Source organism: Ochrobactrum soli (genome assembly GCF_003664555.1).
Classification (GTDB): Bacteria; Pseudomonadota; Alphaproteobacteria; order Rhizobiales; family Rhizobiaceae; genus Brucella; species Brucella teleogrylli.
Map to the genome: position 1 here is coordinate 184381 of NZ_RCHH01000003.1, position 25067 is coordinate 209447.

The following is a 25067-nucleotide window of genomic DNA, read 5'->3' on the forward strand; positions in this document are numbered from 1 at the left end:
CTCACGCCGCGCCCTTCCCTTCCGCCAGTTCCGCGGCAACCTGTCGGCGCGAGCCATGCTTCTTGATTTGTGCGATCAACAGCGCCAAAGCAGCTGGTGTCATCCCGTCGACGCGTTGCGCTTCGGCAATCGTTTCCGGTTTACGCTGCTTGAGCTTATGCTTCAACTCATTGGACAAGCCCGAAATCGCGTCGATATCCAGACCAGCGGGAATCAACAAACGCTCTTCGCGTTCCATGACAGCGATATCCGTCTGCTGACGTTCCATATAGACCGCATATTGCGCTTCAATTTCCAGCGCTTCGCGCGTGAACGGATCTATTGAGCCCAGTTCAGGCCAGATTGGATTCAACCGCGTCAGGTCAATATCGGGATAAGACAACAAATCATAGGCCGAGCGGCGAACACCGTCGTGATTGAGATGCAAATCATAACGACTTGCGAGATTTGGCGTAATCGACAGCGACTGTGTCAATTCCCGTGCGGCAGACAATGCTTCCTGACGTTCATCAAACCGCTTCTTGCGCTCTGCGCCTAATATACCGAGACGATCTGCCAGCGGCGTCAAACGCTGATCAGCATTATCCGCACGCAAAGAAAGACGGAATTCCGCGCGTGATGTGAACATGCGATATGGCTCACTGACACCGCGAGACGTGAGGTCATCCACCATCACGCCGATATAGGCTTCGGTGCGCTGGATGATGATCGGCTCATCGCCCCCTGCCCGCCGCGCCGCATTCAAGCCGGCCAAAAGACCTTGGGCGCCCGCTTCCTCATATCCTGTCGTGCCATTGATCTGGCCAGCGAGGAACAGACCATTGACGCGCCGCGTTTCCAGACTGCGCTTCAGCTCGCGCGGATCGATGAAGTCATACTCGATTGCATAGCCGGGCTGCAGCATCACTGCCTTCTCAAGACCGGGTATGGTCTTCAGGATTGCAAGCTGCACATCCTCCGGCAAAGAGGTCGAGATACCATTCGGATAGACGGTATCGTCATCCAGACCTTCCGGCTCCAGGAATATCTGGTGGCCGTCGCGATCCCCGAACTTGACGATCTTGTCTTCAACCGATGGGCAATAGCGCGGGCCGATACCTTCAATCGAGCCGGAATACATGGCCGAGCGATGCAGATTGGCGCGAATGATCGCGTGGGTTTCCGGCGTCGTGCGCGTAATACCGCAATCGATCTGCGGTGTCGTAATACGATCCGTCATCAAAGAAAACGGGACCGGGTTCTCATCGGCAGACTGGGTTTCGAGGTTTGCCCAATCGATAGTCCGTCCATCAAGACGCGGTGGCGTGCCGGTTTTGAGGCGCCCCAATGCAAAGCCAAGCGTCTTCAAAGTATCCGAAAGCCCAAGTGCCGGATTCTCACCCATGCGCCCAGCCGGCATCTTCTTCTCGCCGATGTGAATGAGGCCGTTCAGAAAAGTGCCGGTCGTCAGCACGACAGCGCCGCAGTTCAACAGCCGACCATCTGACAACACGACACCAGTGACGTTACCATTCTCGGTTTTGATATCGAAGGCACCACCTTCAACGACAGTCAAATTCTCTTGCTTACTGATCATGTCCTGCATTGCAAGACGATACAGTTTGCGATCAGCTTGGGTACGAGGGCCGCGAACGGCTGGTCCCTTGCGTCGGTTCAGCAAGCGGAACTGGATGCCTGCCTTATCGGCAACTCGACCCATCAAACCGTCCAACGCATCAATCTCGCGAACGAGATGCCCCTTGCCCAAACCACCAATAGCCGGATTACAGGACATAACGCCAATGGTATCAAAGCGATGTGTCACCAATGCCGTGCGTGCGCCAGCGCGCGCGGCAGCCGACGCAGCTTCGCAGCCCGCATGACCGCCACCGACAACAATAACATCGAAGACTGTAGACTCAGCCGAACTCATTTCTCGCATCCCTGGATTAAGAGACAGCTTTTGCCATGAAAGCGTTTCAAACGGAAGGATAAAAGCGTGACGAGTGATCAATTAAAAGCGTTCAAGGTCGCTGACTCATCAAGATAAGAGGGAGTCAACCAACATTGGCGGATTCCACAGATGTTTCACGTGAAACATTTCCCGAGCTTTGTCGGTGCTTCACGAGACAATGTTTCACGTGAATCACTTGCCGATACAGAACTGGGAGAAGATCACGTCGAGAATTTCCTCGACATCCACATCGCCTGTAATACGTCCGAGATATTGTGAGGCTCGGCGCATATTTTCGGCGCGAAGCTCCAGCGGAAGATCATCGCGGGTGGAAGCGATTTCGATTTCGCTCAGTGTCGAGCGGAGCAAATTTATATGGCGCTGTCGCGTCGGAACCGCATCGTTGATCTGACCAATGCGTGCTTCGGCAAAAGACTGGAGTTTCGCGAGAAGCTCTTCCAATCCTGAACCGCCTTTGATGGAGATTTGTAAAGTCCATCTATCAATCTGGGTGCCAGCGAGATCAGCCTTGGTTCCGATATGCCATATCTCAACGTCGGCTTCTTCCAGCACCACGTCAATCGGATTACTCATATCTTCGAGGAGGAGAATGAGGTCTGCTTCCGATGCTCTTTCGCGGGCTCTCTCAATGCCTATCTTTTCGACGGCGCTTTCAGTCTCGCGCAAACCCGCCGTATCGGTGGCATAAACCGGGATGCCATTGAGATCGAGTTTTACTTCCAGAAGGTCGCGCGTGGTTCCGGCTTCTTCGGAAATGATCGCCACTTCGCGCCCGGCGAGAAAGTTCAATAAGCTGGACTTACCAGCATTGGGAGCGCCAGCAATCACCACATGCAATCCGTCGCGAAGCATGGCAGCACGCTTTCCGCTGGCAATGTGCAAATCAATTTGCTTATGCAGCGCTTGCAAAGATCGCCATACCTGATCGGAAACAGAACCCGGCACGTCGCTTTCATCGGCAAAATCGAGTTCTGCTTCGATGAAGGCACGGGCGCGCACAAGCTGCTGCCGCCATTCCGTGTAGAGCTGCCGTTGCGCACCCGAAGCCACCTGCAAGGCAAGGCGTCGTTGGCCTTCGGTCTCTGCGGCAATCAGATCGGCGAGACCTTCGGCAATTGTCAGGTCCATCTTACCGTTGGTAAAGGCCCGACGCGTAAATTCGCCCGCTTCTGCGATGCGGCATCCGGCAAGCTCACTCAGTTCCTGCAACAGCTTTTCTACGACGGCGATACCGCCATGAAGATGAAATTCAACGCAGTCTTCGCCGGTAAAACTATGCGGTCCAGGGAAAAAGAGCGCCAATCCGCGATCGATCGCATCTCCATTTCGGGAACGGAATGTCTTATAGGCCGCATAGCGCGGTTTGATTTCGCCGCCGATAATCGTTTCGATAATGAATCGAACTTTGGGGCCGGACGCACGCACGACAGCAACACCGGACGGGAGCCTTCCACTGGACAGTGCGAAAATCGTATCGTGATGCACGGCGGTGTCGTTCATTGCGTTTCCTGACCTATATCAATCTTGCCAAGAGGATTGAAATTAAGCTCAGTGCATATTCATTCAAACGCTGAAAGGGAAGCCTCATGACGGATATCAGCAGAAACAGGCTGTCTGCGGAACCCAGTGCCTATCTGCGCCAACATGCGGACAACCCGGTTCACTGGCAACCCTGGGGAAAGGAAGCCCTCGACGCGGCGCGGGAATTGAACCGCCCTATCCTGCTTTCAATCGGCTATGCCGCCTGTCACTGGTGTCATGTCATGGCCCACGAGTCTTTTGAAGATGCCGATGTTGCGGCAGTCATGAACGACCTGTTCGTCAATGTGAAAGTGGACCGCGAGGAGCGGCCGGATATCGACCAGATCTATATGGCAGCCCTCGGCGCCATGGGACAGCAGGGCGGCTGGCCCTTGACCGTGTTTCTGCGCCCCGACGGCAAGCCGTTCTGGGGCGGCACCTATTTTCCGCGGCATGCGCGCTACAACATGCCGGGCTTTGTCGACGTACTGAACGCGGTGAATGGTCTCTGGCAAGGAAATAAAGAAAAAATTAACCATAATGCCGAAGCGGTCTTCAATCATTTGGAAGGCAAGCTCGCTGCGCAGAGCGAAGGTAGCCAGAACGAAGTTTCCCGTTTCGATGCGATCGCCACACGGATCGCGACCATGTTCGATCCCGTCCGGGGTGGTATTGACGGCGCTCCGAAATTTCCCAATGCCCCTTTCATGGACGCTCTGTGGCTATCCTGGCTTTATAATCGCGACAGCGATAGCAGGGACAAGTTTATCCACTCGCTAAAAACCATGCTGCAAGGTGGCATTTACGACCATATCGGCGGTGGTCTTTGTCGCTACAGCACCGATGCGGACTGGCTGGTGCCACATTTTGAAAAGATGCTCTACGACAATGCCCAACTGATCCGTCACGCTAATTATGCCTATGCGGAAACCAAGGATGACTTGTTCCGTAACCGAATCGAAGAAACCATCGATTGGCTGGTTCGGGAAATGCGCCTGCCGGATGGCAGTTTCACGTCCAGTCTGGATGCCGACAGCGAAGGCGAAGAAGGAAAATTCTACGTCTGGAGTGAAGCAGAGATCGACCGCGTTCTGGGAGGAGACAGCGCAGCTTTCAAGACCTTTTATGGCGTTACACCGGGTGGCAACTGGGAAGGCCATACTATTCTGAACCGCCTGCTTGACGTCGATGGGGCGTCGGTTCCGCCGTTGATACGGAATGCCAAGACGAAGCTTTTCGCACAGCGTGAAACACGCATTCGCCCCGGACGGGATGATAAGGCGCTCACCGACTGGAACGCACTGGCAATCCGGGCACTCGCAGAGGCAGGGCGGAGCTTTTCAAAACCGGACTGGACCACGCTCGCCATCGAAGCCTATCACGCCATCATGGCGCCGTTTCGTGCGGGACAAATGGCGCATTGTCGTATGGAAGATCGGCTAGTCTACCCTGCCCTTTCGACAGACTATGCCGGCATGATCAATGCCGCGCTGGCGCTCTATGAAGCAAGTGCTGACCGCGCTTACGTGGATGATGCGCAGAAGCTGAAGCAAGCGCTCCATGCACATCACCGGGATGCGTCAGGCAATTATCGTCTCTCGGCACTCGATGCCGACGATGTTATTCTTCACGCCTATGGAGATTATGATGAGGCGATCCCCAGTGCGACCAGCCAGATCATTGAAGCACTGACGCGCCTTTTCCTCGCAACCGGCGATATGGCGCTTTATCAAAGCAATGAAACGTTGATTGAGCAGGCACTGGGCCGCGCATTGGCGCAGCAATATGGACAGATCGGCATATTGAATGCTGCGCGTATGGCAGCTGAACCGCTATCTCTCGTTGTCGCCGCGCAATCCCAACAGGATGAGCTTGTTACGATAGCGAATCGAAACCCTGATCCGCGGCGTATGGATAAGATCGTCAGTTTCACAGCGGATGCTGAGATCGACCTGCCCACAGGCGGCACAGCCAAGGCTGAAAAGCCCTCCGCCTGGTTCTGCAAAGGCCATGTGTGCCTGCCACCAGTGGAAAACGGCGAAGCATTGCGCATTCTTCTGACCGGCGGAGCATGAACACCAAAAAAGCCACGCCGGTTACCCAGCGTAGCTTTAATTTGTCGGAGCGCTTGAAGCGCGATTACGTGTTCATCGAATCGAAGAACTCACCATTGCTCTTGGTCTGCTTGAGCTTGTCGATGAGGAACTCGATTGCATCAGTCGTGCCCATCGGCGCGAGAATACGGCGCAGAACGAAAATCTTCTGGAGATCGGCGCGTGGGACGAGCAGATCTTCCTTACGCGTACCGGACTTGAGAATGTCCATGGCCGGGAAGATGCGCTTGTCTGCAACCTTGCGGTCGAGAACGATTTCCGAGTTACCCGTGCCCTTGAATTCTTCAAAGATCACTTCGTCCATACGGCTGCCGGTATCGATCAGCGCGGTCGCGATGATGGTAAGCGAACCACCTTCTTCGATGTTGCGTGCAGCACCGAAGAAACGCTTCGGACGCTGGAGCGCATTGGCGTCCACACCACCGGTCAGGACTTTACCCGACGACGGAACAACAGTGTTGTAAGCGCGGCCAAGACGGGTGATCGAGTCAAGCAGGATCACGACATCGCGACCATGTTCCACCAGGCGCTTGGCCTTTTCGATGACCATTTCGGCAACCTGAACGTGACGGGCAGCCGGTTCGTCGAAGGTTGACGAAATGACTTCGCCCTTCACCGAACGCTGCATATCGGTCACTTCTTCCGGACGTTCATCGATCAGAAGAACGATCAGATAGCATTCCGGATGATTGGCAGTGATCGAATGTGCGATGTTCTGCAGCAGAACGGTCTTACCGGTACGCGGCGGAGCGACGATCAGGCCGCGCTGGCCCTTGCCGAGCGGCGCAACCAGATCGATGACGCGCGGCGACAGATCCTTGGAGGTTGGAACTTCGAGTTCCATCTTGAAACGCTCATTCGGATAGAGCGGCGTCAGATTGTCGAAGTGGACCTTGTGGCGAATCTTTTCCGGGTCTTCGAAATTGATCGAATTGACCTTGAGAAGCGCAAAATAACGCTCGCCTTCCTTCGGGCCACGGATCGGGCCTTCAACCGTATCGCCGGTCTTCAGCGAGAAGCGGCGCAACTGCGAAGGGGAAATATAAATATCGTCGGGGCCTGGCAGATAATTGGCGTCGGCGGAGCGCAGGAAGCCGAAACCGTCCTGCAGCACTTCGACAACGCCCTCACCGATGATCTCGACATCCTGCGAAGCCAGCTTCTTGAGAATCGCGAACATCAGTTCCTGCTTGCGCATCGCGCTCGCATTTTCGACTTCAAGGGTTTCGGCAAAAGCAAGCAGCTCAACCGGTGTTTTATTTTTTAGTTCTTGTAGTTTCATTTCCTGCATGGATGAGGAACTCTTTTGAAATATAAGGAGAAAATGCAGTTGTTCGGAAAGTTGGTCAGCTGGTTGGCTTGACCGGCATCGAAGGCCTGCGATCAGGAAGGGAAGAGGTTTCCTTCATATCGATTTGCAATATGAAGAGCAAGTCACATGTAGTGACTGCGCAAAAATTCTGCAACGAGAAAATGGCAGAAACCCGACCAAACGGGTTTCTTTTTCATTTAAAACTGCAATTAAAATGGCTTCACGATCACCAGAATGACGATCAGGACCATCAGCACCGTTGGCACTTCGTTAACGATTCGCCAGTGCTTTGCCGATTTCGTGTTCTGGTCTTCCGCGAAAAGGCGTGTCGCCTTCGAAAGATAGCCATGCATGCCGGACATCAGCACGACCAGCAGCAGCTTGGCGTGCAGCCACCCGCCCTGGAAGCGGAAAATCTCCCATGCCATCCAGATACCGGCGATCCAGGTCACCGCCATGGCGGGATTGATGATGAAGTGCAGCAGTCGCTTTTCCATCACCTTGAAAGTCTCGGAAGCTTCTGAGCCCGGCTTGGCCGCTGTGTGATAGACGAAAAGCCGTGGCAGATAGAGCATTCCGGCCATCCAGGCAATGACGGCAATGACGTGAACCGCCTTTACCCAGAGATAGGCATCGGTTGGATTCACGTGAAACAATGCCCAAACGCCAAGCACCACGATGACAAGCGCTGCGATCATGCGAATATAGGCGGCCTTGGTGCTGCCCTTCGAGGTCGGCTGGCTCACGATTTTTCTCCACGAATGCGATCAATCATACGCTGGACATTCTCGACCGGCGCTTGCGGCGTAATACCATGTCCGAGATTGAAGATCAGCGGACCTTTCCCGAGACGTTCCAGGATCGCGTCTACACCTTCATCGAGTGCCGAACCGCCCGCGACAACGCGCAACGGATCGAGATTGCCCTGAATGGCGCCATCTTCCTGCAAGGCGGCGGCGAAATTGAGCGGAACCGACCAGTCGAGGCCGAGCACGTCCACACCGGTCTTTTCGCGGTAGCCCGCATAAAGCATTCCGGCACCCTTCGGGAAACCGATAATGCGGGCTTCGGGATAGACCGCGCGAACTTTCTGAACGATCCGCGCCACCGGCTGGATGCAGAACCGCTCAAAGCAATCTTCGTCCAGAACACCAGACCAGGAATCGAAAATCTGTACGGCGTCCGCGCCTGCATCCAGCTGTTCGATGAGATATTCGGCGGACACATCCGCCAGATCATTCAAAAGCTTTTCGAAGGCTTCCGGGAAACGATAGGCGAAAAGGCGGGCTGGCGCCTGATCCGGCGTGCCGTGACCGGCGATCATATAGGTCGCAACGGTCCAGGGCGCGCCACAGAAGCCGAGCAGCGTCGTTTCGTCGGGCAGTTGCTCGCGCAGTAGCCGAACCGTTTCGTAGACCGGCTCCAGCCGTTTGGCGACACCTTCGGTCTCAAGCCAGAATATCTCGTCCGCGTCGATCGGGGTCATTAAAGGCCCCTTGCCTTCTTCAAAGCGAAGGTCACGTCCAAGGGCGTGAGGGATGACCAGAATGTCGGAAAACAGAATGGCTGCATCAAAGCCAAAACGGCGGATCGGCTGAAGCGTCACTTCGACTGCCAGATCGGGCGAATAACACAGATCGAGAAAGCTCCCTGCCTTCTTCCGTGTCTCGCGATATTCCGGAAGGTAGCGACCGGCCTGACGCATCATCCAGATGGGAGGTGGAAAGACCGCTTCACCGTCGATCACTCTCAAGACTTTGCGCTTCATCTGATTTTTTTCCGCCCTGTTGGTTGTCTGATCCGGTTTTGGTCTGAAGTTATCCAGTCCGGTTCTCATAAAGAAAGGATGATTCAGGAATCTTTTGATTCTTAGAGTCTGTTGGAATCGGGGATTAAGGTCTGTTCCGGTTTTCCCCACAGTTCAGAAATTGCCAACGCATCCTGTGCAATTTTTCGCCGCCAGTCTGACCGAAAACGGAAAAAACTCAATTCCCTCTTTTAATATAAAGGGTTACCAATTGACGCAGTTTATGAGCTTTTGTGGAAAAGCTGGGAATTATTGAGAGGTTTCCCGATTTTGCGAGTCTTGTCCACACATGTTGATGGCGGCTTCTCACATGTTCGCCCGCTGTGGATGACTTGCCAATTTTTCCACGGCCTGCCATGGCTTGTGGAAGAAGCCTCGGGCTTACGCACAGCCGTCAACAGGAGGGCAACAAAACTGTGACCAGACCGCTTTCCTACTTTCATCTCCATCTGATTTCTGATGCGACCGGAGAGACTCTCCTTGCAGCCGGGCGCGCTGCGGCGGCGCAATATGCCAATGCGCGGGCCATCGAGCATATTTATCCACTGATCCGCACCGAGAAGCAGTTGCGCAAGGTTCTGGAAGGCATCGACGCGGAACCCGGCATCGTGCTCTATACGATTGTGGATCAGAAACTGGCTGCGATCATCGATCAGTCCTGTGCGGAAATGGGTATTCCAAGCGTGTCCGTGCTGGAACCGGTGCTGACCACGTTTCAATCCTATCTCGGCGCGCCCGCACACCGCCGCGCCAGCGCGCAGCATGTGCTCAATGCCGATTATTTCCGCCGGATCGATGCGCTGAATTTCACGATGGAGCACGATGACGGGCAATTGCCGCTCGATATCGAAGAAGCGGACGTCATTCTGGTCGGCATTTCGCGGACGTCGAAAACGCCGACGAGCATTTATCTCGCCAATCGCGGCGTGAAGGCGACCAATGTGCCAATCGTATTGGGCATTCCTATTCCCGAAGTGCTGTTCACGGCCAAGCGACCGCTGATCGTGGGGCTGGTGGCGACCGCCGAGCGGATTTCGCAAATCCGCCAGAACCGCCCGCTTGGCAGTGTGCCGTCGCTCGATACGGGACTTTATACGGACCGGGTGTCAATTTCCGAAGAATTGGCCTATGCGCGTAACATCTGCAACCGGCACAACTGGCCGATCATCGATGTATCGCGCCGTTCCATCGAGGAAACGGCAGCCGCCATATTGGCGCTTTTGCGATCTGGAAAGAACGAAGGATTTCAGTCATGACAACCAGGCTCATTCTTGCTTCCAAAAGCCCGTTCCGTTCTGCGCTGTTGAAAAATGCAGGTATCGAATTTTCGAACGAAAGTGCCGATATCGATGAGCGCGCCGTCGAAGCCCCGCTTTATGAAACGGGCGCTACGCCGGAAGATGTGGCGCAGGTTCTGGCTGAAGCCAAGGCGCTGGACGTGAGTGAGAAAAATCCTGGCGCCGTGGTGATCGGTTGCGACCAGACTCTCTCGCTCGGTGAAGAGATTTTCCACAAGCCCGCCGATATGGAAGCGGCGGGTCGCCAGCTTCTGCAATTTTCCGGCAAGACGCACCAGCTCAACAGCGCCGTGGTTCTGGTGAAGGACGGCGAGACGCTATGGCGTCATGTTTCGGTGGCGCGCATGACCATGCGAGCATTGAGCCCGGCTTTTATCGGGCGCTATCTCGGTCGGGTTGGCGAGAGCGCGCTTTCCAGCGTCGGCGCCTATCAGGTGGAAGGTCCGGGCATCCAGCTTTTCGAAAAAATCGAAGGCGATTATTTCACGATTGTCGGCCTGCCGCTGCTGCCGCTGCTTGCCGAACTGCGCAAGGAACAACTTATCGATGGCTGACACGACATCCGTGGCGGGACCGAAGGCTTTCGTCACCGGCTTTCCGATTAAACATTCGCGTTCCCCATTGATCCACGGATTCTGGCTGGAAACGCTCGGCATTGACGGTTCTTACCAACCGATCGAGGTCAAACCAGAAGATTTCGCAGCTTTCGCCGCAGCGCTTGCAGCCAATGGTTTCGCGGGCGGCAATGTCACGATCCCGCATAAGGAAGCGGCTTTTGCGGCAGCGGAAAGCCTTGATGGTGCCGCAACCGCCATCGGCGCGGTCAACACGCTATGGTTTGAAGGCGGCAGGCTGCGCGGCGGCAATACGGATGCCTATGGCTTCGCCGCCAATCTCGACGATTATGCGCCGGGCTGGGACAATGCCGAAACGGCGCTTGTTCTGGGTGCGGGCGGCGCAAGCCGCGCCGTCGTTCACGCGCTTTTGTCGCGCGGCTTTTCAAAGGTCTGGATCGCTAATCGCACGGCAAGCCGGGCAGAAGAACTGGCCGCGCATTTCGGCGCTGCCGTTTCGGCCTCCGGCTGGGATGCCGCGCAGCAACGCGTTGCTGATGCCGGGCTGATCGTCAACACCACCTCGCTCGGCATGAGCGGTCATGGCGGCGATCAGGATGACGAAGGCAGGTTTCCGCTTGATCTGAGCGTCGCAGCGGAAGGCGTCATCGCGACCGATATTGTTTATGTTCCGCTCAAAACGCCCTTTCTGAAAGCTGCGGAAGAGGCCGGACTGAACACCGTGGACGGGCTTGGCATGTTGTTGCATCAGGCAGTCCCGGGTTTCGAACGCTGGTTTGGCCAAAAGCCTGAGGTGACGGCGGCGCTGCGGGAGCATATTCTGGCGGATATGGCAAAGGCTGGCGCTCTATGATCATTCTCGGACTGACAGGCTCCATCGGCATGGGAAAGACCACGGCGTCCAATATGTTTGCCGAGGCGGGTATTCCTGTTTATAGCGCCGACGATGCAGTCCACCGGCTTTATTCAGGCCGTGCCGCGCCGCTGATCGAGGCGGCTTTTCCCGGAACGGTGACGAATGGCACCGTGGACCGTGAAAAACTATCCGCTACGGTGATCGGCAAGCCGGATGCCCTGAAGAAGCTGGAAGCCATCGTGCATCCGCTGGTGCGCGAGGAAGAAGAAGCGTTTCTGCGTGAGGCGGAAGCGCAAGGCTCGGCCATCGCTCTAGTCGATATTCCGCTGCTTTTTGAAACCGGCGGCGAAAAGCGCGTGGACAGGATCGTAGTCGTCTCCGCGCCTGCCGATATTCAGCGCGCCCGCGTTCTGGCGCGGCCCGGCATGACAGAAGAAAAGCTCGACGCCATTCTCGCGCGTCAGATCCCGGATGCCGAAAAGCGCGCCCGCGCCGATTTCGTGCTCGATACCAGCGGCAGTTTTGACAATTTGCGTCAGCAGATTACAGCGGTCATCGAGAAATTGAGTGGAAAGCCGGCGGTCGCGACCGAATAGCCGCATTCGTCGTGCTATAAGGTTCGAGATAATCCCTTGAGAGGTTCTTCAATGCGTGAGATCGTTTTCGATACCGAAACCACCGGTCTGGAAAGGCTGGAGGATCGCGTGATCGAAATTGGCGGCGTGGAACTGATCAACAAGTTTCCCACAGGCCGCACATTCCATAAATTCATCAATCCGCAGGGACGTCAGGTGCATGCGGAAGCGCTGGCCGTGCATGGCATCAGCAATGAGCAATTGCTGGACAAGCCGACTTTTGCTGAAATTCTGGACGAGTTTCTGGAATTCTTCGACGGCGCCAAGCTGGTCGCGCACAATGCCATGTTCGACCTTGGCTTCATGAATGCCGAACTCGCGCGTCTTGGAAAACCGGAAATCGCTACGGAGCGCATTGTGGATACGCTGGCGCTGGCGCGCCGCAAACATCCGATGGGGCCGAATTCGCTGGACGCACTGTGCAAGCGTTATGGCATCGACAATTCGCACCGCACGCTGCACGGCGCTTTGCTCGATTCCCAGATTCTGGCGGAAGTCTATATCGAGCTGATCGGCGGCAAGCAGACGGCGCTTGGTCTCAGCCAGGATGGTGGGGCAAACAGGGATAATGCAGCCGATGGCAGCGCCGCCATTGTGCTGGCGGTGCGCCCTGCCCCGCTTGCTCCCCGCATCAGCGAAACGGAACGTGCAGCCCATGCCGCACTGATTGAGGGTATGGGTGACAAGGCAATCTGGAAAAAATATTTGGCCTGAATTTTTGGATGAATATGACAAAAAACCCGGCCTTGAGCCGGGTTTTTATTGCAAGCAGTATGTAGAGCTCAGCTCTTGACGGCGGCCTTGGCCTGTTCTTCGGCCATACGCTGCTGGAACATCTGCGCGAAATCGATTGGATCGATCATCAGCGGCGGGTAGCCGCCATTGCGCGTTGCGTCAGAAATGATCTGGCGCGCGAACGGGAACAGCAGGCGCGGGCATTCGATGAACAGCAGCGGCAGCATGTGTTCCTGCGGGATGCCAGCAATGCGGAAAACGCCGCCATAGACCAGTTCCGTGTTGAACAGAACGTCCTTGCCGTCCATAGCCTTGGCTTCCAGCGTCAGAACGACGTCGAAATCCGTTTCGGAAAGCGGATTGGCGTTCACGTTGACATTGATGTTGATCGAAGGAGCCTTATCGCGCGGGCGCAGCGACAGCGGCGCACCCGGGCTTTCAAAGGACAGATCCTTCACATATTGCGCCAGAATGTTGAGGGACGGCTCGGCGGTCGCGCCATTGCCATTCTTTACTTCGCCCGCAGCGGCCTTATCGCTCATTATCGGTATGCCTTCTTTTCGGTAATTAAACTCGTTGCCCCAAAAGGCTGGAATGCTTGGCTAGCATGTGAAGGGGAATGAGGCAAGAAAGGCTTTTAACGTTAGCTATTACTGCTGTTAGCCGTCTTTGCGCTCGCCTTTCCATGGCGAATTGTCATTCGGCTTGGTCGTATAATCTTCGGGGTCGAGATCGATGACACGATCTTCACGCGGTTGCTTATACTGGCCATAGCCGTCCGAATAGCGCGCCGAGGTGGCGACGACCATGCGGCCACGCACGAATTTTTCCCAGACGATATCGCGAATGAACGGGATGAACAGCAAAATGCCGATGGTGCTGCTCACAAAGCCGGGCACGATCAGCATGATCGCGGCCAGAACCAGCATGGCGCCATGCACCATTTCGCGATCCGGCACGCGGCCTGCCGCCGTTTCGGTGCGGATGCGCTGGAGAAGGCCGATCCCCTGAACACGCAGCAGGAAAAAGCCCAGCATGGCGCTCAAGATCACCAGACCCAGTGTCGCGAATACGCCGATATGGCTGCCGACGATCACAAAACCGGCGATCTCGATGAAAGGCATTGCCAGCATGACGAGAGGGGCGAAAGAAGACGACACGTGAGTCAGGACCTTTTGTTGTGTGATTGACGTTGCGACCATAGCGACAAATGTAGCTTTTTCAGGTTCGGAACGAAAATGAAACTGTTAACATGAAATATCAAATAGGTACGCGTGATCGGGATTTGAATGATTGCGCCTGCCGATCTATATATATGAAACAGAAATTCACGATTGGAAGGGATTTGACGCCCTCTCCTTCAATCTATGGCAGGCGGCATGGAATTTTTCGACTTCGGCACAATCTTCTTCTTCATCGCAGCGGTGATCATTTTTCTCCAGCTGAGGAATGTTCTTGGCCGCCGTACTGGAAATGAAAAGCCGCCCTTCGATCCCTATACATCGGCCAAAAGCGCCGACAATGCCGCGCCCGCCGGGACGGACACCGACAATGTCGTGGCTCTGCCGCGCCGTGCCGGTGAGAAGGACTTTACGGCAATCGACAAGATCGCTGCGGCGGGGACACCGATCAATGACGGTCTGCGGGCCATTTACGCCGCCGATCCCACCTTCGAACCAGCCCGTTTCGTCGATGGCGTGAAGATCGCTTATGAAATGATTGTGATGTCCTTTGCCGATGGCGATCGCAAGGTTTTGAAGAATCTTCTGTCGAAGGAAGTCTATGAAGGCTTCGTTTCGGCCATCGAGGAGCGCGAGCAGCGCGGCGAAAGCGTGCGCTCTTCCTTCGTGGGTATCGAAAAGGCGGAAATCGCGGCTGCTGAAATGAAGGGCTCGGAAGCGCATGTGACGCTGAATATCGTCAGCCAGATGATTTCGGCGACGCTCGACAAGGAAGGCACGCTGATCGACGGCGATCTGGAAAATGTGGTCGAGATCAAGGATCTGTGGACCTTTGCCCGCGATACGCGCTCGCGTGATCCGAACTGGAAGCTTGTCGCGACCGAAGCGGAAGATTAAGAGAAGGCTTATGAATCGGGCCGCTGATTTCAGCGGCCTTTTTGTTTTTACTTGATAGCGGATGTAGCTGTGAGCGACTTGGCGAGGATTTTCCGCCCGGTGGGTTTTTCCGATTGCCCCGGCTGGGACCGGGACGATCAGGCGCTGGCATTTGCCGCTTTCCGCCGTTCCGCCGATTACGCTGCTAAAAACACCTATCATAGCGGCAGTCTCGGCATCAGTTTTGAGGCGCTGGAACCTGTTTTTGCGGCAGCGCGGCTTCTGGATGATCCCGATACGATCACCGCCCGCGCCTTTTTCGAACAGCATTTCGTTCCATGCCAGATTGTTCCCGAACAGGAACAGGGATTTGTCACCGGCTTTTACGAGCCGGAAATCGAAGCATCCCTTACTGCGGATGACCGGTTCACGGTGCCGTTTCTGAGAAAACCGGACGATCTCGTCAAGGTGACGGATGATAACCGTCCCGCCGGTTTCGATCCGACCTACGCCTTTGCGCGCCAGACGGAAGCCGGGCTTGTTGAATATGACGACCGCCGCCAGATCGAACAGGGAAGTCTCGCCGGGCGGGGACTGGAGATTGCCTTCGTCGCCGACCGGGTGGATGCATTTTTCGTCCATGTTCAGGGCGCTGCCCGGTTGAAACTCAACGATGGCAGCATGATGCGCATCACCTATGCCGCCAAGGCGGGGCATCCCTTTACGGGTATTGGGCGCATCCTGGTGGCGAATGGCGAAATTCCGGCAGCCGATATTTCCATGCAGACAATCCGCCGCTGGCTGAAGGATCATCCTGACAAGGCGGACGCGCTGATCTGGCAGAACCGGTCCTACATCTTCTTTCGGGAAGCGCCGGTGGACGATGTCGATGCCGGTCCGATTGCAGCCGCCAAGGTTCCGCTGACGGCGGGCCGGTCGCTGGCTGTTGACCGGCTGCTGCATACATTCGGCACGCCGTATTATGTCGATGCGCCGACCGTCACTGTTTTCGATGGTGCGCCTTTCGCCCGGCTGATGATCGCCCAGGATACCGGTACGGCCATTGTCGGCCCGGCACGCGGCGATCTGTTCGCCGGTTCCGGCGATGCAGCGGGCGAAATTGCGGGCGGCATCAAGAGCGCTGCGGATTTCTACGCGCTCGTGCCGCGCCAGCTGGTGGGAGTGTGACCATGGCGCGCGACACCGAAAAATCCGGCAAGGATTATCTGCGGCCCGAAGATCGCATTCTCTGGGAAACGGTTGCGAAGACTGCGAAGCCCTTGTCGCGGCAGAAACCGGTCGCGGAAGAGCTGCCCGATTTCAAGACCCTGATGGCGGAAGAAGAAAAGCGTCCGGTGCTGAAAGTACCGCAAACCTCTGCCGATGAAGGAAACAAGCCGAAAAAGGGCCTGTCGTCGCTCAGTGAAATGCAAATCCAGTCGCTGGACAAGCCGACCCATCGCAAGATTGCCAAAGGCCGGGTTGATATCGAGGCGCGGATCGATCTTCACGGCCTCACCCAGAATGAGGCGCATGGGCTTCTCTACAGCTTTCTGGTCAGCGCTCATGCCCGCGGTTTGCGCCATGTGATGGTAATTACCGGCAAAGGCCGGTCTTTTGGCAGCGAGGGCATTTTGCGTCAGGCCGTGCCACATTGGTTCTCCACGCCGCTGTTCCGTTTGCTGGTCAGCGCCTATGAAGACGCCGCGCGCCATCATGGTGGTCACGGCGCGCTTTATGTGCGGTTGCGCCGCCAGACCCAGCAGAACCTGCTTGGTGGTGGCTTGGGCGGTTTGAGCGGAGGCAGGCCGCAGCGATGACCCCGTTTGGAAAGCGATTGCGGGAACTGCGCGAAGAGCGCGGCGTGACGCAGAAGGAAATGGCGGCGGCGCTACGCGTTTCACCGGCCTATCTCTCGGCGCTGGAACATGGACGGCGCGGTCAACCGACCTGGGATTTGCTCCAGCGCATCATCACATTTTTCAATATCATCTGGGATGAAGCGGAAGAGCTGCAAAGCCTTGCGGCTGTTTCGCATCCGCGCGTGGTGATCGATACATCAGGCCTGTCGCCGCAGGCAACGGAGCTTGCCAATCTTCTGGCGCGCAATATCCGCATCATCGACAAGGAAACCATCAAACGCCTGAGCGATGATATAGAGACAGCGCGCAAGCGCCGCCGGGGCACCATACCGAAGGCCTGAATGCGACTTCCTGTCAGAACAGCGCCTTCAGTTCATCCAGCTTGGTATTGACCAGCCAGCCATAGTAATTTTCCTGCGGCAATTGCGGGTCGGAGCGCCCAGCATTCTCATTTGCCAGCGCACGGGCGCGGGCATCGGCGCCGCCGGTATTATAGAGCGTGGCGGTGAGACCCGGATTTTTGGAAATGTCGAAACCGGCAATCTGGCGATAGGAATTGATCGACTGTTTCAGTGTCGCCGCGATGTAAGGCAGCGTCAGGTCCGGGTCCATGATGGTCTTGTAGACGACGCTGCCGTCTTCGGCATCGAGTTTCGGCAGGCCGGAAACGCGGTTCACCATGTCGGACATCTGCAAGGCGGTCAGCGGGTTGATCTGGCCAAGGCCAAATGTCTGCCCGGCATAGAAGGGCTGGAAGAACACGGCGCTGAACCGATTGTTGGGATAAGAGTTCCCGCCCACCGATTTGCCGCGAAAAGTCTTGTTCCAGACATTTTCCCGGCAGGACCACAGCGAATAGCTATCCTTGAACTTCAGGCAGTCGGCAAATTCAGGCCGCTTGATGAATTGCCCGATGCTTTCGCCATTATAGCCGAAGCTCACGCCCTGATTCACATAGGACATGGCTTTCACATAATAGGTCTGAAGCCGGTCATAGACATCGACATTATAGGTGTGTTCGCCAACAATCGCGCCAACGATATGAATGGGATCGATGCCATAGGCTGCGGCGGTCGACCGGATTTTCGAGCGCAGCGAGGCGTCCTTCTTCAGAAGATTATAGATCTTCTGGTACTTCTTCTCATAGGTGGTGCTGAGTTCCCGCGTGCGCTTGGCCGAAGCGCCGGGAATGGGCGGCTGCTCTGCATTGCGGTTGCCGGGCGGCACGACCGTCACCGCATAGGCGCTCTGGCTTGCAAGCATGAAGGCCAAGGCAGCGCCAGCAACAGCGGAAACCGGTTTTGCATTGGACATGGCGCGGAAACAAAAGCCAGCAATGCGGTTCAGTGTACTGTTGCTCATCATTGTGCGGAAGCAGTCCCAATATGGTAAATGGATCGTCAATTCGCGGGCAAAATAGAAAACCCCCCGACGCAAGTCGAGGGGTTTCTTTTTAGAAGCATGAAAGCGACTAGGGCCGTGGCTTTCCGGTCACTTTATTGTCGCGGTTTACAGAATGAAGCGCGACAGGTCGGTGTTCTTCGACAGAGCGCCCACCTTGTCCTTCACGTAATTGGCGTCGACGGTGAAGGTCGCGCCGGTCTTGTCCGGAGCGGTGAACGAAATCTCGTCCAGAACCTTTTCCATCACCGTCTGCAAGCGACGCGCGCCGATATTTTCGACCGTCGCATTGAGATCGACCGCGATATCGGCCAGAGCGTCAATGGCGTCGTCGGTGAAGGACAGCGTCACTTCTTCCGTCTCCATCAGCGAAATATACTGCTTGATCAGGCTTGCCTCCGTTTCTGTGAGGATACGGCGGAAGTCTTCGCGCGTCAGAGCGGAAAGCTCGACGCGGATCGGCAGGCGGCCCTGCAATTCCGGCAGAAGATCCGACGGCTTCGACACATGGAACGCGCCGGAGGTGATGAAGAGGATATGGTCCGTCTTCACCGGCCCGTATTTGGTCGCAACCGTGGTGCCTTCGACGAGCGGCAGCAGATCGCGCTGCACGCCTTCGCGTGAAACGCCAGCCCCACCCCCGCCTTCGCGGGAGGCGATCTTGTCGATCTCGTCGATGAACACGATGCCTTCGTCTTCGGTGACGCGCAGCGCTTCCTGCACGATCTGGTCCTGATCGAGCAGTTTGTCGGATTCATCATTGACGAGGATCGCATAGGAATCCTTCACCGTGGTCTTGCGCGTCTTGGTGCGCCCGCCCATCGCCTTGCCCAGCATGTCCGACAGGTTGAGCACGCCGATATTGGCGCCCGGCATTCCCGGGATCTCGAAATTCGAGTTCGATCCGGTATCGGCGACCTCGATTTCGATTTCCTTGTCGTCCAGCTCGCCATTGCGCAGCTTCTTGCGGAAGCTGTCGCGGGTGGCAGGGCTTGCCGTCTTGCCGACCAGAGCTTCGAGAACGCGTTCCTCGGCGTTCAGATGCGCCTTGGCCTTCACGTCTTCGCGGCGTTTTTCACGCACGAGCCCGATGGCGACTTCAACGAGGTCACGGATGATCTGTTCGACGTCGCGGCCGACATAGCCGACTTCGGTGAACTTGGTGGCTTCGACCTTGACGAAAGGTGCGCCTGCAAGCTTGGCGAGACGGCGCGAGATTTCCGTCTTGCCCACGCCGGTCGGTCCGATCATGAGAATGTTCTTCGGCATGACCTCTTCGCGCATCTGCCCTTCGAGCTGCTGGCGGCGCCAGCGATTGCGCAAGGCGATGGCCACGGCGCGCTTGGCGTCGTTCTGGCCGATGATGAAGCGATCAAGCTCCGAAACGATTTCACGGGGGGAGAAGTTACTCATTTTACAACCCACTTTGCCACTGCCTGATGAACTCAAACGGATGCAGCAGCATGATCACGTTGAGCGTAAGATTGTCGCGAATGACGATCAGCGCCAGAATTTCAAAGAAGAGCGCGATGGCGACGGTGATTTTGGTTGGCAGCTTTGCTGCGATCAGAAAGCCGAGCGCGGCGGCGAGCGTATCGGAAACTGAATTCACGATGCTGTCGCCGAAATAGTCCACGGAGGACGTATTGGCGCGATAGCGCTCGATGATGAAATTCGAGTTTTCGACCAGTTCCCAGACCGCTTCGATGCCGACCGCAGCCGCAAGTCGCAAGCCGAGCGGGGCTTTGGGCGCGATAACCGTGAACAGCCAGTAGAAAAGAAAGCCATGGATGATATGCGACAGCGTATACCAGTCGGCAATATGCTGCGAATTCTCCGATTTCAGCGAACCCGACCATAATTTTATGGTGCCGCATTCGCACATGGCAATCCGCCCGTCGAGATGCAGCCAGATGGCTTGCACCGCAACAATGGCAATGACGATTAGGACGCCCAGGTCCCAGCGTTGTGCACTCGGTTTGGTGACCTGCGCAAGCGAACTCATTCTGCGTCCAGGCTTTCCACGAGGATATTGTGGTTGGTGTAGATGCAGATATCGGCTGCGATCTCCATGGCCTTGCGGGCGATCTCTTCCGCCGACTTGTCGGTGTCGATCAGCGCACGGGCCGCAGCCAGCGCATAATTGCCGCCCGAACCAATGGCCATCACGCCATGTTCCGGTTCAAGCACATCGCCGGTGCCGGTGAGCGCCAGCGTCACCTTGCTGTCGGCAACAAGCATCATGGCTTCGAGCTTGCGCAGATAGCGGTCGGTTCGCCAGTCCTTGGCGAGTTCGACCGAAGCGCGCATCAGCTGGTCGGGATATTGTTCCAGCTTGGCTTCAAGGCGTTCGAGAAGGGTGAAGGCGTCGGCGGTGGCACCAGCGAAACCGGCAATGACATTGCCCTTGCCGATGCGGCGAACCTTGCGCGCATTGCCCTTCATGACGGTATTACCGAGCGATACCTGGCCGTCGCCTGCAATCACGACCTTGCCGTTCTTGCGGACGGTCACGATGGTCGTGCCGTAAATCGTTGTGGGATTGTGATCGATCATGGATGCTCCTTTGGCGGCTCATGCAATCCCGGACGGCGATCCCACAAGCCCCTTCATCTGAGGGTGAACCGCACCAGCCGGTGATTTTGCCGGATGAATCGCGTTTCAATGTGGATATTTAAGAACAGCCCCGTGAATTGCAAAGGTACTGTCGCAAATTTCTCAATAGGTTGAATGCGGCCTTATTTGTGTACGCAATTATGCTGCGAGCTCTGCAAAGACTTCGAATGGCGAGCGGTTGTCGTTCGCGAATTGGCTCTTACGGATCATATGCGCAACTTCGATGCCCGCGATAGTCGCTGAAGCGGAGTGAAACGCTTTGAAGCCCATGTGGGGCTTGGTGATCTTCTTGATGAAACGATGGTCCTGCTCAAGGATATTGTCGTGCAGTGCCGAGGTTTCGGTGCTCAGGCAGCATAAACTCAAGCGTTTGTCCGTCACGATCAACCGCCCGATACAGATAAGTCCATTGGCCCTTGATCTTTATATAGGTTTCGTCAACACGCCACGAACCCAGTGTTGGGCGTTTACGTCTCTGTGCTTGATACGCAATCTGCGGAGAGTATCGAACAACCCACCGCTCCATTGTCGCATGATCAATCTCTACGCCACACTCAGCCATAAATTCCTGGAGATCGCGATAGGAAACGGAATAGCGCACATAGAAAACAGCATGAAGGATGACCTTTTGGGGAAGTGAGCTCCTTCGAAATCAACGGCCATCCACTGTCTCCTTACTCAATGATGCACCCCGATGGTGGCAAAGCTCAGTAGAAGTGAAAAAATTGCGACAGAACCCATGCGACCGCAGGCAATTGATGGACAAAGCGGGCTTTCGCGATTTCGTCCTCGGAGGCGTGCGCCGTATCAGCCATTGAAGAAAATTCCAAACGAACTCTTAGCGTGTTTTTGGGAGCAAATCTTGTTCCGCTCCCAGATAATTAGCATTTAACAGATCTGGCTCCGCATGCTTTTACAAATAATAAATGCACAATGAAACGATAGACTGCAGTAAATATCAGCTAAAAGTTTTGAAAAAAAATATTAAAATAAAATTTATCACTATAATGGAGTTATTGTTATGATTTCCAGAATTCAATGTGCGATTTTGGCAACGATGATCGAGTTTGTCTTATTCAGCAGCGCATCTATCGCTGGCAGTAATTTAGATAAAATTAAAGATTGGCCTGTGTTATACGATGCAGATAGAGATAGCTATGGATACTTTATAAGAAGGCATCTTATCGCTATATATTATCAAAATTCGAAAGAAAAAAAGGATTTAAAGCTTCGTTCGGATAAGGATTTTTGCTCAGGGCCTCTTTATGGGTGCTCTGGAATAATGATTTCAGGGTTTGAGCAGGATGGTGACTACTGGAAGCAACCATATCCTCAACAACAAAAAATATCTTTGAGCTACTGGAGTGAAAGAACCAATACGGCCACTTTTGCTGGACAAAATTCTTCCGCCGCTTATGCAAGCTCGGGCTATATGCTATGGCCGTCAGATATCGTTAATGAACACAATGGTGCAAATGTATTTAAACCACATTATTCTTGTGTTTTCTCGGCAGATGCAGGGACTGTGGAAAACTGGGGTAACGGATGTGCCAGGTCCGGGCCAACATGCCAAGAGTTGGGTATTTATACCGCGCAAGATTACCTGAATCACTACGGTAATGATCCCATTACTTTTCCCGCCTTTTGTGGCTGGTCTCTAGGAGAGGATGAAGGGGATAACAAACGTTATTTTGGAGAATCAATCAAATTACAGCTCAATCAAGGTAGAGGTTATGATGAAGTGGTTGCTAAGGGGTGGGATGAGTACAACCCAAGTAAAATTCCCTTAATGGGATTCTTTTATTATGATGATTACGATAATCTGGATTCCATTTCGGGCCTAGACCTTACTCAGGTACAAAAGCAGCAATTGGACTATTACAAAGAAACGGGTATTTTTGTTCCAATCATTCATCCTACAAGCACCTCGAAGGAGAAGGGTTGGAGTGCGGTGGATTTCAAATATAACTCTGGTGAGCAATCTCCTGGAATCCCACAACAAGTTAAGGTGATTGTTAAAACATCATCGTAAGAGTCCGTTTGAGAATTTGCATCAATGGCTGATACGGCTCAATCACGTCGATGACGAAATCGAGAATGGCGGCTTTGTCCATCAATTGCCTGCGGTCGTGCACCATCCGCAAATTGTCTTGGCAAGCCGCTCCGGCGTCGGGCTCTATTCGCTCGCGCTCACCGAGCCAGGCTTCGCCCGTCTGGGCGCATACGGGTTATGATCCCTCTTGCAAAAGCAGACCACCTTTAGCGGACAATCCCCTGCCCGGCTGCCTGCGCAGCCCGGGCTTGGCCGGGAAGAGACGCTCGGCCGTTCTCTCCCCAGCAACTGTGAAAAATGGTCTCTCCGTCCTTATGGCTGAGCATGGCGCAGAGTTTGATCATGGGACAGAACCATTGCAAATACTGAATTGCAAATGCCGAATTGCTGCTTGCCGGATTGCCGAAAGCATTTGGCAAAGCGGGCAAGCTGTTCTAGAACGCGTCCAGTACCCAATGAGGACCGCTTATGACCGCTGAAAGCACCCGCAAGGCAAGTATCGAACGCTCCACGAAAGAGACGAGCATTGCCGTTTCTGTCGATCTGGATGGCGTCGGCAAGTTCGACATCACCACCGGTGTCGGCTTCTTCGATCATATGCTCGAGCAGCTTTCGCGACATTCGCTCATCGATATGCGCGTCATGGCCAAGGGCGACCTGCATATCGACGATCACCACACGGTTGAGGATACCGGCATTGCGCTCGGTCAGGCCGTCGCCAAGGCCCTCGGCGAGCGTCGCGGTATCGTGCGCTATGCCTCGCTCGATCTCGCCATGGACGATACGCTGACCGGGGCTGCGGTCGATGTGTCCGGTCGCGCTTTTCTGGTGTGGAATGTCAACTTCACGACGGCCAAGATCGGCACCTTCGATACCGAGCTTGTGCGCGAATTCTTCCAGGCCTTTGCGATGAATGCAGGTATTACGCTGCATATCAACAATCATTATGGCGCCAATAATCACCATATCGCCGAGTCGATCTTCAAGGCGGTGGCCCGGGTTCTGCGCACAGCGCTGGAAACCGATCCGCGCCAGAAGGATGCAATCCCCTCCACCAAGGGGTCGCTGAAGGGATAATTCATGGCCCAGTTCGTCATTCTGGAACCGACCGAAGCGTCTTTCAAAAAGAAGCGCGGCGGGACGAGCGTTGAACATTCCGTGTTCGTGCGTGACGGTTTCCATGTTCTGGCGCTGGTTCTGCCCTTTGTCTGGCTTCTGGCGCAACGCCTCTGGTTCGAGGCTTTCGCCATTCTCGGCGTCACGGCTCTGCTCGGTTTTGCCGGGAGTTACTTCGGCATTGCCGAGGCGGTTCCTCTGCTGACGCTGATTGTTTCGCTTCTCGTCGCCTTTGAAGGTGCGAACTGGAAAATCGCGAAACTGAAGCGTCAGGGCTATGTCGAACGGGCGGCAATCGACGCCAGCGATCTCGACGAGGCGGAAATCCGCTATTTCTTCGGGCGTGCGGCGGCTGAAACCACTCTCGCGGAAAAGCCTGTCCCTGCATCGGAGCCGGTTTCTGCCCATCGATGGGACAAGGCGTCCCTGCGTCCCACTTATTCCTCTACTGGCTCCACGATCGGCTTCGTGGGTCATCGCGGAGAAAACTGAAAATGCGTGTTGCGATAATCGATTATGGTTCCGGCAATCTTCGCTCGGCCACCAAGGCCTTTGAGCGTGCCGCCCGCGAAAGCGGCATAAATGCCGAAATCGAACTGACGGCGGATGCCGGGCGGGTGGCGTCTGCCGACCGCGTGGTGCTGCCGGGCGTTGGCGCTTATGCCGATTGCCGTGCCGGTCTCCACGCCGTGTCGGGCATGGTTGAAGCGCTCGACGAGGTTGTCATCAAGAAGGGCCATCCGTTTCTCGGCATCTGCGTCGGCATGCAGCTCATGTCCGAGCGCGGATTGGAAAAGACCGTGACCGAAGGTCTGGGCTGGATCGCGGGTGATGTGCGCGAAATGACGCCGTCTGACCCGACGCTGAAGATTCCGCAGATCGGCTGGAATCGGATTCACGTGAAACAATCGCATCAGGCGCATCCGATTTTCGACGGCATTAAGACCGGCGAGAACGGTTTGCACGCCTATTTCGTCCATTCCTATATGTTCGACGCGAAGAAGGCGGACGAGGTTCTGGCCGTGACGGATTACGGTGGCGATGTTACCGCCGCTGTCGGTCGCGACAATATGGTGGGAACCCAGTTCCACCCGGAAAAGAGCCAGCTGCTCGGCCTTTCGCTCATTGCCAATTTCCTGAAATGGAAGCCTTGAA

General features: G+C 55.4%; 26 protein-coding genes and 1 pseudogene. 15 read left to right on the plus strand and 12 right to left on the minus strand.

Going from position 1 to position 25067, the window contains the following annotated elements:
• Position 1 precedes the first annotated feature (1 nt).
• Positions 2–1912 carry a tRNA uridine-5-carboxymethylaminomethyl(34) synthesis enzyme MnmG gene (mnmG, locus tag D8666_RS06295; RefSeq protein ID WP_121536866.1) on the minus strand — a complete coding sequence of 637 codons (1911 nt, stop codon included), beginning with the start codon at positions 1910–1912 and terminating at the stop codon, positions 2–4.
• 213 nt (positions 1913–2125) lie between these two features.
• The gene (gene mnmE, locus D8666_RS06300; RefSeq protein ID WP_121536868.1) at positions 2126–3454 is read right to left on the minus strand and encodes a tRNA uridine-5-carboxymethylaminomethyl(34) synthesis GTPase MnmE; all 1329 of its coding nucleotides are present in this window, start codon (positions 3452–3454) and stop codon (positions 2126–2128) included.
• A gap of 86 nt (positions 3455–3540) precedes the next feature.
• Here mnmE and D8666_RS06305 point away from each other — a divergent pair, with 86 nt between their 5' ends.
• On the plus strand, positions 3541–5550 hold the full coding sequence (locus tag D8666_RS06305; protein WP_121536870.1) for a thioredoxin domain-containing protein: 2010 nt from the start codon (positions 3541–3543) through the stop codon (positions 5548–5550).
• Between the two features lie 64 nt (positions 5551–5614).
• Here D8666_RS06305 and rho read toward each other — a convergent pair whose 3' ends face one another.
• From rho to hemE, 3 genes are all read right to left on the minus strand, one after another.
• Positions 5615–6880 carry a transcription termination factor Rho gene (gene rho / locus D8666_RS06310; protein ID WP_109370019.1) on the minus strand — a complete coding sequence of 422 codons (1266 nt, stop codon included), beginning with the start codon at positions 6878–6880 and terminating at the stop codon, positions 5615–5617.
• A gap of 230 nt (positions 6881–7110) precedes the next feature.
• Entirely contained in the window at positions 7111–7599 is a 489-nt protein-coding gene (gene hemJ / locus D8666_RS06315) for a protoporphyrinogen oxidase HemJ (RefSeq protein ID WP_121537421.1), read from the minus strand.
• A gap of 44 nt (positions 7600–7643) precedes the next feature.
• Positions 7644–8669, minus strand: a complete 1026-nt coding sequence (gene hemE / locus D8666_RS06320) for a uroporphyrinogen decarboxylase (RefSeq protein WP_121536872.1) — start codon at positions 8667–8669, stop codon at positions 7644–7646.
• Between the two features lie 455 nt (positions 8670–9124).
• Between hemE and D8666_RS06330 the strand changes: the two genes are divergently transcribed.
• From D8666_RS06330 to dnaQ, 5 genes are read left to right on the plus strand one after another with little or no spacing between them, the layout of a single operon-like run.
• Positions 9125–9964 (plus strand): pyruvate, water dikinase regulatory protein, encoded by an 840-nt coding sequence (locus tag D8666_RS06330; protein ID WP_121536874.1) that lies wholly within the window; start codon positions 9125–9127, stop codon positions 9962–9964.
• The gene (locus D8666_RS06335; RefSeq protein ID WP_121536876.1) at positions 9961–10560 is read left to right on the plus strand and encodes a Maf-like protein; all 600 of its coding nucleotides are present in this window, start codon (positions 9961–9963) and stop codon (positions 10558–10560) included. Before D8666_RS06330 ends, D8666_RS06335 begins: the two co-directional genes overlap by 4 nt.
• Positions 10553–11434, plus strand: a complete 882-nt coding sequence (locus D8666_RS06340) for a shikimate dehydrogenase (protein ID WP_109370023.1) — start codon at positions 10553–10555, stop codon at positions 11432–11434. Before D8666_RS06335 ends, D8666_RS06340 begins: the two co-directional genes overlap by 8 nt.
• The gene (gene coaE / locus D8666_RS06345; RefSeq protein WP_109370024.1) at positions 11431–12033 is read left to right on the plus strand and encodes a dephospho-CoA kinase; all 603 of its coding nucleotides are present in this window, start codon (positions 11431–11433) and stop codon (positions 12031–12033) included. Before D8666_RS06340 ends, coaE begins: the two co-directional genes overlap by 4 nt.
• 51 nt (positions 12034–12084) lie before the next feature.
• Positions 12085–12786: a DNA polymerase III subunit epsilon gene (dnaQ, locus tag D8666_RS06350; RefSeq protein WP_121536878.1), complete on the plus strand. Its 702-nt coding sequence runs from the start codon at positions 12085–12087 to the stop codon at positions 12784–12786.
• A 68-nt stretch (positions 12787–12854) separates the two neighbouring features.
• On the opposite strand, the gene secB is transcribed toward dnaQ, so the two are convergent.
• Positions 12855–13349 carry a protein-export chaperone SecB gene (gene secB / locus D8666_RS06355; RefSeq protein ID WP_109370026.1) on the minus strand — a complete coding sequence of 165 codons (495 nt, stop codon included), beginning with the start codon at positions 13347–13349 and terminating at the stop codon, positions 12855–12857.
• 117 nt (positions 13350–13466) lie between these two features.
• Entirely contained in the window at positions 13467–13967 is a 501-nt protein-coding gene (locus D8666_RS06360; RefSeq protein ID WP_121537423.1) for an FxsA family protein, read from the minus strand.
• Positions 13968–14186: 219 nt separating this feature from the next.
• On the opposite strand from D8666_RS06360, the gene D8666_RS06365 reads away from it, so the two are divergent.
• From D8666_RS06365 to D8666_RS06380, 4 genes are all read left to right on the plus strand, one after another.
• Positions 14187–14885, plus strand: coding sequence for a Tim44/TimA family putative adaptor protein (locus D8666_RS06365; protein WP_121537425.1), 699 nt, complete (start codon positions 14187–14189; stop codon positions 14883–14885).
• 69 nt (positions 14886–14954) lie between these two features.
• Positions 14955–16052 carry a murein transglycosylase A gene (gene mltA, locus D8666_RS06370; RefSeq protein ID WP_121536880.1) on the plus strand — a complete coding sequence of 366 codons (1098 nt, stop codon included), beginning with the start codon at positions 14955–14957 and terminating at the stop codon, positions 16050–16052.
• A 2-nt stretch (positions 16053–16054) separates the two neighbouring features.
• Positions 16055–16684, plus strand: a complete 630-nt coding sequence (locus D8666_RS06375; RefSeq protein WP_121536882.1) for a Smr/MutS family protein — start codon at positions 16055–16057, stop codon at positions 16682–16684.
• Positions 16681–17067, plus strand: a complete 387-nt coding sequence (locus tag D8666_RS06380; protein WP_121536884.1) for a helix-turn-helix domain-containing protein — start codon at positions 16681–16683, stop codon at positions 17065–17067. The genes D8666_RS06375 and D8666_RS06380 overlap by 4 nt, the downstream gene beginning before the upstream one ends.
• Positions 17068–17080: 13 nt before the next feature.
• On the opposite strand, the gene D8666_RS06385 is transcribed toward D8666_RS06380, so the two are convergent.
• The 5 genes and pseudogenes from D8666_RS06385 to D8666_RS06405 all read right to left on the minus strand — a co-directional run bounded on the left by D8666_RS06385 (position 17081) and on the right by D8666_RS06405 (position 21406).
• Positions 17081–18088, minus strand: a complete 1008-nt coding sequence (locus tag D8666_RS06385) for a DUF1402 family protein (protein ID WP_109370030.1) — start codon at positions 18086–18088, stop codon at positions 17081–17083.
• A gap of 147 nt (positions 18089–18235) precedes the next feature.
• On the minus strand, positions 18236–19540 hold the full coding sequence (gene hslU / locus D8666_RS06390) for an ATP-dependent protease ATPase subunit HslU (protein ID WP_121536886.1): 1305 nt from the start codon (positions 19538–19540) through the stop codon (positions 18236–18238).
• Position 19541: 1 nt separating this feature from the next.
• On the minus strand, positions 19542–20132 hold the full coding sequence (locus tag D8666_RS06395; RefSeq protein ID WP_121536888.1) for a DUF2585 domain-containing protein: 591 nt from the start codon (positions 20130–20132) through the stop codon (positions 19542–19544).
• Positions 20129–20683, minus strand: coding sequence for an ATP-dependent protease subunit HslV (gene hslV / locus D8666_RS06400; protein WP_121536890.1), 555 nt, complete (start codon positions 20681–20683; stop codon positions 20129–20131). The genes D8666_RS06395 and hslV overlap by 4 nt, the downstream gene beginning before the upstream one ends.
• Positions 20684–20881: 198 nt before the next feature.
• Positions 20882–21406 (minus strand): annotated as a pseudogene (locus D8666_RS06405) (IS6 family transposase).
• A gap of 358 nt (positions 21407–21764) precedes the next feature.
• Between D8666_RS06405 and D8666_RS06410 the strand changes: the two are divergent.
• The 5 genes from D8666_RS06410 to hisH all read left to right on the plus strand — a co-directional run bounded on the left by D8666_RS06410 (position 21765) and on the right by hisH (position 25066).
• Positions 21765–22775, plus strand: a complete 1011-nt coding sequence (locus D8666_RS06410) for a hypothetical protein (protein ID WP_121536892.1) — start codon at positions 21765–21767, stop codon at positions 22773–22775.
• 16 nt (positions 22776–22791) lie between these two features.
• Positions 22792–22977: a hypothetical protein gene (locus D8666_RS06415; protein ID WP_121536894.1), complete on the plus strand. Its 186-nt coding sequence runs from the start codon at positions 22792–22794 to the stop codon at positions 22975–22977.
• A 287-nt stretch (positions 22978–23264) separates the two neighbouring features.
• On the plus strand, positions 23265–23873 hold the full coding sequence (gene hisB / locus D8666_RS06420) for an imidazoleglycerol-phosphate dehydratase HisB (RefSeq protein ID WP_121536896.1): 609 nt from the start codon (positions 23265–23267) through the stop codon (positions 23871–23873).
• Positions 23874–23876: 3 nt separating this feature from the next.
• The gene (locus D8666_RS06425) at positions 23877–24404 is read left to right on the plus strand and encodes a DUF2628 domain-containing protein (RefSeq protein WP_121536898.1); all 528 of its coding nucleotides are present in this window, start codon (positions 23877–23879) and stop codon (positions 24402–24404) included.
• A gap of 2 nt (positions 24405–24406) precedes the next feature.
• Positions 24407–25066 (plus strand): imidazole glycerol phosphate synthase subunit HisH, encoded by a 660-nt coding sequence (gene hisH / locus D8666_RS06430; RefSeq protein WP_121536900.1) that lies wholly within the window; start codon positions 24407–24409, stop codon positions 25064–25066.
• The last annotated feature ends 1 nt before the right edge of the window (position 25067 follow it).